The 13,772-nt window shown below is 40.3% G+C and carries 10 protein-coding genes; 3 read left to right on the top strand and 7 right to left on the bottom strand.

Going from position 1 to position 13,772, the window contains the following annotated elements:
• Positions 1-188 precede the first annotated feature (188 nt).
• The gene (locus ACQ96U_RS21535) at positions 189-3,092 is read left to right on the top strand and encodes a response regulator (RefSeq protein WP_431723336.1); all 2,904 of its coding nucleotides are present in this window, start codon (positions 189-191) and stop codon (positions 3,090-3,092) included.
• On the opposite strand, the gene ACQ96U_RS21530 is transcribed toward ACQ96U_RS21535, so the two are convergent.
• On the bottom strand, positions 3,016-3,672 hold the full coding sequence (locus ACQ96U_RS21530) for a DUF99 family protein (protein WP_431723335.1): 657 nt from the start codon (positions 3,670-3,672) through the stop codon (positions 3,016-3,018). The two genes, ACQ96U_RS21535 and ACQ96U_RS21530, sit on opposite strands and share 77 nt — an antisense overlap.
• 489 nt (positions 3,673-4,161) lie before the next feature.
• Positions 4,162-4,839 carry a response regulator transcription factor gene (locus ACQ96U_RS21525; RefSeq protein ID WP_431723334.1) on the bottom strand — a complete coding sequence of 226 codons (678 nt, stop codon included), beginning with the start codon at positions 4,837-4,839 and terminating at the stop codon, positions 4,162-4,164.
• 262 nt (positions 4,840-5,101) lie between these two features.
• On the opposite strand from ACQ96U_RS21525, the gene dinB reads away from it, so the two are divergent.
• Entirely contained in the window at positions 5,102-6,190 is a 1,089-nt protein-coding gene (dinB, locus tag ACQ96U_RS21520) for a DNA polymerase IV (RefSeq protein ID WP_431723333.1), read from the top strand.
• 205 nt (positions 6,191-6,395) lie between these two features.
• Here the strand turns inward: dinB and ACQ96U_RS21515 are convergent, their stop codons facing one another.
• The 4 genes from ACQ96U_RS21515 to ACQ96U_RS21500 form a co-directional block, all read right to left on the bottom strand.
• Entirely contained in the window at positions 6,396-6,773 is a 378-nt protein-coding gene (locus tag ACQ96U_RS21515) for a DUF3461 family protein (protein WP_431723332.1), read from the bottom strand.
• A 23-nt stretch (positions 6,774-6,796) separates the two neighbouring features.
• A complete protein-coding gene (locus ACQ96U_RS21510; protein ID WP_431723331.1) occupies positions 6,797-7,228 on the bottom strand; it encodes a universal stress protein in 432 nt (143 codons plus the stop codon).
• 288 nt (positions 7,229-7,516) lie between these two features.
• Positions 7,517-10,108: a TRAP transporter permease gene (locus ACQ96U_RS21505; RefSeq protein WP_431723330.1), complete on the bottom strand. Its 2,592-nt coding sequence runs from the start codon at positions 10,106-10,108 to the stop codon at positions 7,517-7,519.
• 105 nt (positions 10,109-10,213) lie between these two features.
• Positions 10,214-11,197: a TAXI family TRAP transporter solute-binding subunit gene (locus ACQ96U_RS21500; RefSeq protein WP_431723329.1), complete on the bottom strand. Its 984-nt coding sequence runs from the start codon at positions 11,195-11,197 to the stop codon at positions 10,214-10,216.
• A gap of 434 nt (positions 11,198-11,631) precedes the next feature.
• Between ACQ96U_RS21500 and ACQ96U_RS21495 the strand changes: the two genes are divergently transcribed.
• Positions 11,632-12,627: a glyceraldehyde 3-phosphate dehydrogenase NAD-binding domain-containing protein gene (locus ACQ96U_RS21495; protein ID WP_431723328.1), complete on the top strand. Its 996-nt coding sequence runs from the start codon at positions 11,632-11,634 to the stop codon at positions 12,625-12,627.
• A 68-nt stretch (positions 12,628-12,695) separates the two neighbouring features.
• Here ACQ96U_RS21495 and ACQ96U_RS21490 read toward each other — a convergent pair whose 3' ends face one another.
• On the bottom strand, positions 12,696-13,196 hold the full coding sequence (locus ACQ96U_RS21490; RefSeq protein WP_431723327.1) for a YchJ family protein: 501 nt from the start codon (positions 13,194-13,196) through the stop codon (positions 12,696-12,698).
• Positions 13,197-13,772: the final 576 nt, after the last annotated feature.

Here is a 13,772-nt window from a genome sequence, read left to right as displayed (position 1 = left end):
AAAAAACTGTCGTCAACCTTTTTTATTCATTTTGTCTTAAATCTTATATAGGCATGTCAACTTTGAGCATAATCTAACCTGATCGATTTTGGTTAATGGCAAGAGAACATGGGGACTTCTATACTCTCGAGTAAAGAAAAAAGGAAAGAAGAGAAAGGCCTCATAGGTTATTTCCCATGGAAGGTAGAATGAAATTGCTGTATGCAAACTTGTTAATTGTAACTTTGGTTGCTACAGGTTTTCATATTTATAGCCACGAAAGCTCTCACTGGCATAACAAACAAATTGAAGAACTTCTTGGCATTGAACGTAATATTGCTGAGTTGACTACCCAGATTGTATTAATTCGATCTTCAAATTTTAGTCAGAAGGTCACATATAGACAATCATTGAAAGATTTTAGCAAAAAGTTACATCATTACCTGCGGACAGCGCCTTCGAGCTTTTATTTTGCAGATGACTCAAGTCTACAATTTAAACAGTTATCGTCATCACTCTTGGCATTAAGTGAAGATTTTACGGCTTATTTGTCGTTGGTTGATGAACTTACCCATGCGACCTTGCAAATTCACCAACTCAATCAGCAGTATTTAAGAAAGAATTATGAGCTTTCAATCCATGCAGCGGAGGTTGCAGGACTAATGCTCGTTTATCAGCTTGAACATCAAGTAAATGTCAAGCAGGCTATCGATAGAAAAATAGAGGCATTGGAGGCCATTTCGCGAGAGGAAAAATTCACTGTATGGCAACGATCACTCACTGTTTTCTTACAATATGCGCGTTTTATCTCTGAAAATGGTGCTATGGCTGATCGTTTTTTAGATCGCCTAATGACGAATCAGTCTTTTAAATCGCTTCTGGATAGGATTGCTTATCACGAAAAAGAAATTTATAGCAACCAGCGGCGTGAAGTTATAACGTTTTTGCTGTTTTTTTTGGCTATTTTTATCTCAATTGTAACGATTATTTACTCTAAAAATAAGGGATTACAGAAGCAAACACGATTAGCTAAGCGAGCTGCACAAGCGAAGAGTGAATTTATGGCCAATATGAGCCATGAGATACGGACACCCATGAATGCCATCATAGGGTTTACAGGGCTGGCATTACCGTTAGCGTCAGATATGAAGCTTCGAGATTATCTGGAAAGAATAAGAACTGCTTCTGATGCGTTATTAATGTTGATTAATGATATTTTGGATTTTTCTAAAATTGAGGCTGGAAAACTTAATATTGAGCGAGTTTCATTTGATTTAAATGAGCGTCTTGATGTCTTGTGTGGTATGTTTTCTGATATTCCAGTGACCAAAAAAATTGAAATGGTTGTTCATAATGCAACCCATTTGGATAAATGGTTATGTGGTGATCCGCTTCGACTTTCGCAAATACTGATTAATTTAACCAGTAATGCGGTAAAATTTACTGAAAATGGACAAATACTGATTCTTGTTAAATGCCTAAAACTTGAAGGAGACAGCAAGCAAATTGCGTGGCTTCAGTTTGAGATAAAGGATACAGGTATCGGTATTAGTGAAGAACATCAGCAACTGTTATTTGAAGCTTTTAATCAAGGCGATAACTCTTCTACTCGAAATTATGGTGGAACGGGGTTAGGGCTCACTATTTGCCAACAGTTAACAAAACTAATGGGTGGTGAAATAGAGGTTAATAGCCAGTTAGGTAAAGGAAGTACTTTTACTGTTCGGTTACCTTTTGAACTTGTTGAGTCGCCATGTGATACCGCGTTTTATCACATGGTTGGATTGGTTAAAGGTTGTAATGTGCTTATTGTGGATGATGATCCCCATTTTGCTGAAGTTGTGATAGATATACTTAAGCACTTTGGTGTGCATTCATATTACTGCTCGTCGGGGGAAGAGGCTTTAAATCGGCTAACTAATGAGCATATTGACATTGATGTTTTATTAGTTGACTGGGGGATGCCTGAAATGAATGGGTTGGATTTTCTGCGTGCTTTAAAAGAGCAGTTACCAGGATTAAATAAACCCATCATTATTATGTCTGTATATGAGCGTATTAAGTATATGGGGCAAAAACAAGCCGATTTAAATTGCAGTTATTTACCGAAACCATTCTCGTCTATAGCCTTATTAAAAGCGCTGATTCGTGCCTTACAGTTGGAGCATTTTTTAGAGTTACCTAATGGCGATAAAGAAAACTATGATGGATTGTTTGGTAAAAGAGTGCTTTTAGTTGAGGATAATAAAGTTAACCAACTATTGGCTTCAAAATTACTTAGAAATGTCGGTATTATTACAGATACAGTAGATAATGGTGAAGAAGCGTTTATTAAAGTACAGACACAATTCTATGATGCCGTACTGATGGATATCCATATGCCGGTGATGGATGGTTATCAGGCGACTCAACAGATTAGGAACCATTTTTCTAAAGATGCGTTACCTATTATTGCAATGACAGCCAATGTTATGGAAGGTGATCGGGAAAAAAGCCTGGCGATAGGGATGAATGACTATTTGACTAAACCTATTCAAAAAGAGGTGTTATACCGATGTTTATTGCATTGGTTGACTACTGCAGATGCTAGGGTTAACGCATTTTCTAAGCTGCATTCTTCTGATGGTGTTAAGACGGCAACACATACATCAAGCGAGGCAGAGCTGGAGATGGTTAATGCGCGCAAAGATATTTTACCAAAAAAAGAACGCCTTCAGCTTGTATCAGTCGAAAGCAAGTCGTTGAGAAATTTAGTACAACCATCTTTAGCATTACTCAATATCGAAGATGCTATGATGAGACTGGATGGAGACTGCGCAATGTACTGTTCTTTGCTTGAGCTATTTTTAGATGATTTTTCTATAGTACCTACACAGTTGAAAAACTTGGTAAAACAAGGGAATTATAATGAAGCACTTGCGTTGGCGCATAGTCTAAAAGGTGTTGCTGCAAATATTTCAGCACAACGGTTATATGAACTGACAGAGAATATTGAGCGCCAACTTAAAGAAGAAAGTCCAAAGTTAACGGCACTCCTTAATGCTTTTCAAGTCTGTCATCAACAAACGCTGGAAGCAGTGCAGTCGTACACGGCATCTGTTGCAAATGCTTAGTCGTCGCTGAGTGTCCAGTTTTAACAGCAGAGCCAATAAGTTGAGCAAGTCTTAAAACCTCTGGTATATTGCCTTGATCAGACAGCCGGTGAAGTGTCGCTGCAGCAATACCAGGTGAAGTGCCTTGTACTTGAAAATAAAAGTCGCCACTTTTGTGTATATTGCCTGCTTTGCACATAGTTGCAAAACGTTGGTGAGTGTCAGATAAATGCGTTAAGGCAGTTTGAATAGCTCGCATATTGGGTAATTCGCGCATGACGGCGATACAAGGGCGCGCGAGCCATTTTGTTAAAAGGGGTAAATCAATAATATTGAGTCCTGCCATACTAATACCATCAAATAAAATGACATGGACATGAGGGTAAAATGGGCTGCTGACCAATTGTTCAGCCAGTATTTCGGTAGCATCCATTCCATTTAACGTAACTTCACTCCATAACATGCCTTCAAAACGTGTATTTAAGCAAACAATGCCACTAATGTTCACTTTATTATCTTGGCTATGGTTGAAAGGCGTATCGTAGTAACCAATAGCTCTAATGGACTTGTTGTACTGAAGTAAAGCCTCAAGTGTCTTCATAGGGTGCAGGTATTTGTAGTAGTACTTCTTATGTTATCGCTATAGCTCAGCAAAGACATCGCTTAAAATCTTGAATAAACGTATGCTATAGGGATAACGATTAACTGATTACGGCATACCAATCGACTTTCTAAAAGATTAGCACAGAGATAACCAAAACAGAGAGCTAGCTAAGTTGTAGAGATAGACTGTTGAGTTGTTTCGTATATGGTATTTTGTAGTATGCATTCCAATGTATGAGAAGGACCTTGCAAGCGCCATTTTGAATGAAGACAAAGATGCTTAACATGATTATGTTGTTTTGACTCCATTGGCATAACGTCAGGTTGGTACTGATTATATATTGTTTTTATGGGGCGTTGTAAAATTCAGTGTTTAACATGCTTGTTTTTTCTGGTTAAGATAGAAACGATGTGTCTTATTTATTGTACTGAATAATCTGCATCCCTGTAGATTATTATGGGTAATGTTCTATCCAACAAACTTGGTTTAACTCTCCATGATACTAAACAGTGCGGGATTTTCGAGTTTTAATTGCTTAATTGCAATAACGGCTTGAGTACGATTACGTACGCCCAATTTTTTAAAAATTGCTGTTGCATGTGCTTTTATTGTCGCTTCAGATAATTTTAGTTCGAAGGCTATTTGCTTATTTTGTTTACCTTCAGTCAACATTGAAAGCACTTTATATTGTTGAGGTGTGAGTGTCGCCATTTGTTCGGCTAACTTTTCTTGTTGAGGGTCATTCATGAGATGTTGACGCTTATCGATTGTCTCAGGAACCCAAATACTGCCATTCAATACTGTTTGAAGTGCGGTACAAATGGTACTCAAGGAAGACGATTTGGGAATAAACCCTGAAGCCCCATAGGTGATGGTTTGTTGTATAACCTGAGGTTCTTCTAGCGCAGAAACAATAATAATAGGGATGTTTGAGTAGTTCCCTCGAAGAAAGAGCAGTCCTGAGTAGCCATGAGCACCAGGCATGAATAAATCTAATAGGATTAAATCTATCTGAGGTTGTTGTTCGAGTATGTGTTGCAGATTATCAATGCTTTCAGCCTCTATCAGATCGGTATTGCTGACACCAGTAGTCACTGCTTGGCGAAGTGCAGTTCGAAATAAAGGGTGATCATCGGCGATAACTATTTTATAGTACTTTTGCATTCCAAGACCTCGTGTGGCGATTTTGAGACCACGGTTTTCCCTTATAAAAAATCATGGTAATTATGTAATAAAAATGCGCATAAATGTATCCTTTTTTAGAAGATTTTATAGGGTATTTTGTGTATTGATTATTGGCTTAAAAGTTCACAGTGGATTACCAGTGAATAGCTGCAATCATTGGCTTTAGGTATACAATAAAATTAATAGGAGTTGACTGGACTGCGTGAGATAAATATGTTGTTGGTCATTGAGGCTGAAATCTATGCTTGAATCTCAAGACCGCAAAATAATCCATATAGATGCAGATTGTTTTTTTGCGGCAGTAGAGATAAGAGAAAATCCGAAATTAGCAGGGCGCCCTATTGCAGTTGGCGGTACACCTGAGCGACGGGGTGTCATTGCAACATGCAATTATGAAGCACGCCAATTTGGTGTTCACTCAGCTATGGCATCTACCAAAGCTCTGCAACTCTGCCCAGGGTTAGTCATCCTAAAACCCAGAATGTCACTCTATCAACAGGTCTCTCAACAACTGAGGGCTATTTTTTTTGAGTATACTGATAGGGTAGAACCTCTCTCGCTTGACGAAGCCTATTTAGATGTGACATCAAGTTCACAATGTCGGGGAAGTGCAACATTGATGGCGCAGGCTATCCGTCAAAAGGTGTGGGAAAATGAGCATATTACGGTGTCAGCCGGTGTTGCACCTAATAAGTTCTTAGCCAAAATTGCCAGTGATTGGCAAAAGCCCGATGGTTTATTTGTCATCTCTCCAGAACACGTTAATGATTTTGTCTTGAAATTACCCGTTGCAAAGTTACCTGGTGTAGGGAAGGTCACTGCAAAAAAAATGCATCAACTGGGTATTACTTCGTGTGAAGATTTACAGCAAATGAACAGTGCAAAGTTAAAACAATATTTTGGCGTTTTTGGCGAGCGTCTTTATTTATTAGCGCGGGGGATGGATCAACGTCCTGTACAGCCTTTTCGACGACGTAAATCGTTGAGTGTTGAGCATACATTTAGTCAGGATCTGCCTGACTTAGCAGCAGTATTACAATCAATGTCTCGCTTATTTGAAGCATTATGTGAGCGGTTGGATCGAAGCCTTAATGAAGGCTATGAGATGAATAAGCGCTTTATTAAGCTTAAGTTTAGTGACTTTACCCAAACAACCTATGAAGAGCGTTGGATTGGTCAGAATACATCGCAACTGTCGTTGGCCGCATTTCAAACATTAGCAGAGTGTGCATTTAAGCGTGGTGAAGGTAAGACGGTGCGATTAATTGGTATTGGTGTTGGACTTAAAGATCGAAACATGGACGATGGTGAGCAGCTAGTTCTGTTTTAAAAATGGTGCTGATAATCGCGGTTGATTGCTGATTGCAGGCAAGACGGTGCTTTCATTATGAGGTGTAGAGTTTATATCTAAAGGAAGAATGAGAGAGCCTATTATGATGCATACCAAAAGCACAAGGTATACATAAATAGACTCACTCTGCAGGTGCACAAGAACAGCATTAATAGCAAATAAGCTTAATCCAATGGTTAAGGTGCTATAGTCTGTTCAAGTCATTTTCGATTTCTGAAATTTTATGGGCGACTACTTTTTCCAAGTGGCGAAGGTCATCAAGAATTTTCTTTTTCAAATCCTTCATGTCCTTTTCCTGATTAGTAATTTGGTCCAGCTCTTCTACCACTTGCCGTAAAATAGGCGAAATTTCAGTGACATTCTTATACTTATGCGTACCACTATCGACAAGAACTGTTTTCTTTTGCCGAGGATATTTAAACTTTTCACTGCGCGCAAAAAGAGCACCCCTCTCTTTTTTATAATAGATTTTTAGCGTGTCATAATCCGCTTCTGAGCGTAGCGCGTATTTTTCAATTCGGTCATACTGGGTTATACCCATTCCTTTTAAGTGTTCGTACATGACATCACCTTGTAAAACAATGGTTATTCTTTGATCACCATTACGTTAGTTTTGGCATGCTCAACAACCTTGGATGCGACAGATCCTAAGAAGAACTGGCCTACCTTTCGACCACTATGACTGGAAATTACAACGAGGTCGATGTTCTCCTTTTCAATTTCCTTAAGAATCTGTTTATGAGCACTACCCTCACCAACGCCAAACGTGACATTAATATCTGCAGGGATGTTTGCTTTGGCATAGTCCTTTAACTTCTGCTTGAGTTCAGTTAAGGCCTTGAGCATAACATCTTTAGGAAAATAGCTTGATACCATAGGCATATTAAAACCAGGTATCGAGCTAAAGAGGTGAAGGGTGGCATTATGGGCTTTAGCTTCGGTAATGGCTGCCTTGAGTGCTTTTTTTATCAGGGCAGTTTCATTCATATTAAGAGGGAGCAGTATTTTTTGGTACATTGGGCGACCTATAAAACAGCAATGTGTGCAAGCCGAGTACTTGGTTCTATTATATCTGGTTTACGTCTAAATATGGCTAATCATTTTTATGGACGTTGTCATTACAGTACTAAAAAAAAACCACTGAAGCAGTCTCATCCATTGAGAGAATGCCGCAGTGGCATGGGCCGTTTGCCCTAGTCCTGAAATTCATCTCGCTCTTCGAGAGTAGGTGACTTGCTGTTAATAATCAATACGTAGAACAGCGGATTCGGTTTCGGATAAACGGCAGTCGTAGTTGAATTTTATTTAAGTGGCTATTTTTGTGGACGATACTCTTCGCCTTCTTTGTAGTCCAAAGATCATCGCCAGTAAAAGCAATGCAGGTATATACATCAACTCTTTTGCAGGTCGATCATTGGGCAATTCTATATACAAGACTTTCCAATCAAAATCGATGCCTGCTTTAGCCGCAGGGCTATCAAACTCAACATTGTCAACAATGACTTTATTATCATTGGTGATGAGTTCAAGACCCGCATGAGCAAGACGATTTGCGCCATCAGCCTTTGCACCAAGAGGCAATAAAACCGTTTTTTCTACCACATCGCCATCAAATGTTTCGCCCGCTACCCGCATTCGCAGTTGACTATTTTCAGGTTGTTCTGCTGCAACAGTCGTAATTTCGGTTGCAGGAGTATGTAGGAAGGGAGGGTAAAACTCATCCCACCAGAACCCTGGCCTGAATAATGTGAAAGCAACAAGAAGCAGTCCTAAGGTTTCATACCAGCGTGATTTTACCAGCCAGTATCCTTGGGTTGCTGCGGCGAAAATTAACATTGCCATTAAGGCACCAACTACTGTGATAATGAGTTCAAGTGGACTATCAATACCAATTAGCAGTAGTTGTGTATTAAAGATAAACATGAACGGCAAAATGGCGGTACGAATATCGTAGATAAACCCTTGAATACCTGTTCGAATGGGATCACTCTGTGCAATGGCGGCTGCAGCAAAAGCTGCTAGTCCCACAGGTGGCGTATCATCAGCCAGAATACCAAAGTAAAACACAAATAAGTGTACGGCTATCAGTGGCACGATAAGCCCATTTTGTGCGCCTAGCGTTACAATAACCGGTGCCATCAGTGTTGATACTACAATGTAGTTGGCTGTTGTAGGTAAACCCATGCCAAGAATAAGACTGATGATCGCAGTAAATATCAGGATCAGTAGAATACTACCGCCAGAAATAAACTCGACAAATTCAGTCATGACTAAACCAATACCGGTTAGGGTAACCGCACCAACCACAATACCCGCTGCAGCTGTCGCAACACCGATGCCAATCATGTTGCGAGCCCCATTGGCCGTACCATGGAAAAGATCATGAAAACCTTCAACCAATGGTTTGTGCAAATCAGCTTGTTTTCTGAATGCAGCTTTAAGGGGTTTATGTGTTGCTGCAATGGCAATCATAAATACCGTTGCCCAAAATGCAGATAAGCCAGGTGAAAAACGTTCAACAGTAAGACACCAAACTAATACAACAATAGGGAGCAAAAAGTACAGGCCACTTTTTACGGTGGGACCCACTTCAGGCATACTGACTAATGGTGCATTGGGGTCATCTATTGCCAGCTCAGGGAATTTTGCAGAATAGGCGACAAGTGCAATATAGCCAGCACAAACTGCTGCACCAACAGCCCAAATGGCATAGTCACCCAACACATCTTTTACCCAGCCAATACCGTAGTAAACGGCTGCACTCATTATACATAGCAGCAAAAATGAGCCTGTAAATGAGAGCAATGAACGCATAAAGGTTGAAGGTTGGCGTCTAGGTAAGCCTTCCATGCCTGCTTTTACTGCTTCAAGATGCACAATATAAAACAGGGCAACATATGAAATAGCGGCGGGTAGGATGGCGTGCGTGATGACTTCAATATAGGAAATACCCACATACTCCACCATCAGAAAAGCCGCTGCTCCCATGATGGGTGGGGTCAGCTGACCATTGGTGGATGCAGCTACTTCAATAGCACCTGCTTTACTGGCTGGAAAGCCAACCCGTTTCATTAGGGGAATGGTAAAGGTGCCCGTTGTCACCACATTGGCAATGGATGAGCCAGAGATAATACCGCTTAACCCAGAAGAAACGACAGCTGCTTTAGCAGGACCTCCACGTAAGTGGCCTAATAGTGAGAAAGCTACTTGAATGAAATAATTTCCTGCACCCGCTCGGTCAAGCAGGGCTCCAAACAGTACAAACAAAAAGACGAAGTTTGTTGCTACACCCAATGCGACCCCAAAGACACCTTCTGTTGTAATCCAGAAGTGTGAAAGTGCTTTATTTAAGCTTGCACCTTTATGGGCAATAACATCCGGCATATAAGGGCCCGCAAAAACATAAACTAAAAAGACACTGGCAACCACCATCAGTGGAGGGCCTAATGCTCGGCGTGTTGCTTCAAGCAACAGTACCATGCCAATGCCTGCCATCACCAAGTCGGCGGTTATGGGAGCACCGGCACGTGATGCAAGTTCGTCTTTGAAGAGCACCAGATAAAAAGCACTGGCAGTTCCCAAAATTGCAAATAACCAGTCTGTCCACGGAATATAAAAGCGTGGAGAGCGCTTAAATGCCGGGTAGGCTGTAAAAGCTAAAAACAGAGCAAAACATAAATGAATGGCTCTTGCTTCAGACGCATCAAAAACGCCAAACCCTAAGTCATAGGGAATGGGCGATGCAATCCAGAGCTGAAATAATGACCAACAGATTGGCACTAAAAACAGCAGTGATCCCGTCCAGTTTTGAGGGACTCGAGCACCACTGTCAGCCTCTGCGACCATTTGCTCTAGATTGGCATCAAGCGTCTGACTGGATTCTTTCGTATTTGTCATAATTACTAGCCTGTCATTACGAAAGCGGAAAATATGTCTGGCGCTTGGCCGGGGAGTGTAATAGTTATTGTAGTCTTATCCCCGGCTCGAGAAGGGAGAGCAAGATTATTTAATCAAGCCCACTTCTTTGAAGTATTTAGCTGCGCCCTCGTGTAAGGGTGCGGAAAGTCCATCTTTAGCCATACTTTCTTTCTTCAGACTAGAAAAAGCCTGATGAAGCCTTTTGAAGTCATCAAATCCTTCAAATACCGCTTTTGTAAGTTGATAAATAATTTCAGGACTGGTTTTGGTGGAAGAAACGATTGTTGCTGCAACACCAAACGTTGAAATGTCCTTGTCGTTCCCCTGGTATAAACCGGCAGGAATGACGGTTTTTGCATAATAGCTGTTATCAGCTAACAGCTTGTCGATGACTGGACCTGTTACAGGAACAATCATAGTTTCACACGCTGTTGTTGCTTCTTTGATGGAGCCACTTGGGTGACCAGCAACAAACACAAAGGCGTCAATTTTGTTATCACATAGAGCACCAGCCTGTTCTGCAGACTTTAACTCAGATGCGAGTTTGAAATCTTTTTTAGTCCAACCATACTTTTCCATCAGTAACTCCATGTTGGCACGTTGACCAGATCCTGGGTTACCAATGTTTACTCGTTTGCCTTTTAAGTCTTTAAAGGTCTTGATGCCTGCATCTTTACGGGCCACAACAGTGAATGCTTCAACGTGTAAAGAAAAGACAGCACGTAAGTCTTTGTAAGGACCCTGAGCTTTAAATTCACTGCTACCATTATAGGCATGGTACTGCCAATCCGATTGAACGACACCAAGGTCTAGCTCACCTGCACGCATGGTATTCAGGTTATAGATTGAGCCACCTGTACTTTCAACTGAGCAGCGAATTCCGTGCTCCTTACGGCCTTTATTGACTAGCTTACAAATAGCACCACCTGTTGGGTAGTAAACACCAGTTACGCCCCCTGTACCAATTGTAATGAACTCTTGCTTGGCAAAAGCCGAGGTGCTGGTCAGGCAGGTTACCGCTAGGCTGGCACCGATCACTCCAAAGGACAGTTTTTTTAGTATTGACATGTTTACCTCATCGCGTTGTAGTTATCTTGGCTTGCGTTGTTGGTGCAAATTATCAGCAAAAACAAATATTTTCTGGGTTTAAATGACTCAGAAAACTGCAAGACGAGGCCCTTTTCTTAGAAAGAGCACGACTATAATGACCAATATGGGTAAACCACTATAAGTACTTTTACTTACTTGTGGGTAAAATGTGGCCAATACATAGAAAATAGCAATTATAATTTTCTAATTTTTTACTATTTGAAAATGAGTTTCTGCGACAGTTTACCTGTTTTAGATAAGAATGTATTTTTTGGTAAATCTATTAGAAGTCAGGAAGCAATTAAAGATTGCTCTACTGGGTCGTCAGCGTTACGCTTAACGTTTGTATCAAATTATTTGGGTAATGATGAAAAAACAGCCAGCCGATTGGACAATAAATTGGAGAATTTAGTGTGACAGTACGTGTCGGATTACACGGGTTTGGTCGCATGGGGCGAACGGCCTTGCGTGCTGCCTGGGGCTGGCCAGAACTGGATTTTGTTCATATAAATGACAGTAGTATGGAGCCTTCGCTCGCTGTGCATTTATTAACGCATGAAGACCCCAATGTTGCTTGGAATGATATACACGTTACTGAAAATGTTGAGTTAAGTATTGACAACCAGTGTCTTGGGTTTACGCGCCAAACGTCAATTCTGGATGTCGATTGGCGAGGGTATCAGGTTGATGTTGTCATTGTATGTGATGAAAGTACAAATGATATATCAGCTATAAAACAGTTGCTTTCAAAAGGTGTGCGCAAAGTCGTTATTGCTGGGTCGATGCATCATAATGTACTGAATATTGTGATGGGCGTTAACGACTATTTATATAATGCTTCTACACATCACTTAGTGGCTACTGGGCATTGGTTGACACAGTCCTATGCACCCATTTTGAAAGTATTACACGATGGGTTAGGTGTATCTCATGGCGCAATTTCTGTTGCTAAACCTTTAATTCCATCTTCACAAGATTATGATCCTATTGCTTGTCGTTTCCGGGACCCAGGTAATGCAATCATTCCTCAACGGCTAGAGAAAATACATACTAAGCTTATTTTTCCTGAGCTGGCAAATCGCTTGAACTGTAATATTATTCACTTACCAGTGTATGGTGCTTCATATGTGGAAGGTACTTTTGAAGTGAGTTGTAATACAACTGCTGAAGAGGTGGGCAGTCTTTTTGTGAAGGCGGCCAATGGCTTGTTAAGAGGGATTATGCGAGTGGATGATAATAATTTAGTTTCTACTGACTTTGCCCATGGCCCATACTCATGTGTCATTGACCAGCCGGCACTGAGTGTTGTCGCAGGTACACAAGTCCGTGTATTGGCTTGGTCTGATTTTGAATCCAGCTTTTGCCAGCGATTAATGGAATTAGTTCGTAAAGTTGGTATGTCTATTTAGAGCATCTCTTCCTGGTACTCTTCCAAAAAACTATTTTTTGTGATGCCCCTTAGTAACTGCGCTAGTGTTTAGCTGCGCATACAACACTTTTTGTATTTTTTACCACTGCCACAAAGACAAACATCGTTGCGTGTTAATTTTTTAACTTTAATTGATGGCGTGGTATGTGGGTCAATGTAGTACCACTTTGGGTCAATGAAACAAAAAGTTGAATTTTCATGCAACTTACCTGTTTGTTGTGAAGATTTCAGCCGGTAGTGGGCGATAAACTCTACTTCACCATAAGTGTGCGTTGGTAGGCCAAATAAACAATGAATAATTTCTAACCCAAGCCACTCAGTTTGTTGTGCCCATTGTTGAATTTCATGTCGATTAAGAAAAGGTTGTTGGTCAGGGTGAGTGGTATTGACCAAATAATCAACATTCTGCTGATGATAGGCTGTATAGCGGGATCGCATTAATTGCTCTGCCGTTGCTGGCATTTGTTCATTGTGTAGATATAGTAGACAGCAATCCTGATATGTGTGTCCACTTTGACAGGGACAAGGGTCGTTTCTAGATAATGACATATTAAACTAACAGCATGACTTTGTTTTGTAGCCTGTTTATACCCTTGAGAAAGTTGAATGTCCAAGCTTTTTTGCCTTTAGAGGTACCCTTTAGGCTCTAGTCGATATTGTTTTTTTTAGACAAGCAGTATTTTACTAAATAAGCCCCTTGATACGCCATTGCTTGAAATACATTGCTTTTACGTGTCTGTGAAAAATACAATAATTAGGTAGCTGTATTTTACAGTAAGTGCGTAATGGGGCATAAAATTATTGTTTTTTAAAAATTCTGTGATAAATTGCGGCAAGTTGGTTTAAATATAAACTACATATAACATGTCTTTCGCACATTAATTATTATTACTGTGAATAATATTTATATGGAAAAAACACCCTAAAATTGTAGGGCTGTTTGTAAGTGTAGGTTTAGTTAAAGGAATGCTTAGCGTTCAGTGTATTTTTATTTATCACATTATATGCATAGTATAATGCTTGATATCATTCACTTAATAAAAATTGCTGAAGATATGTATACCGGTTACAAAGCATTTTTAGTATGGCTAGCCTGTTGGTAGAAAGCTAGAGCAGATAAGAGTG

Origin of the sequence: Zooshikella sp. RANM57 (genome assembly GCF_050749885.1) — a bacterium.
Classification (GTDB): Bacteria; Pseudomonadota; Gammaproteobacteria; order Pseudomonadales; family Zooshikellaceae; genus Zooshikella.
Note: the sequence above shows the minus strand (reverse complement) of the source record. Positions and strands in the feature narration are given on the sequence as shown.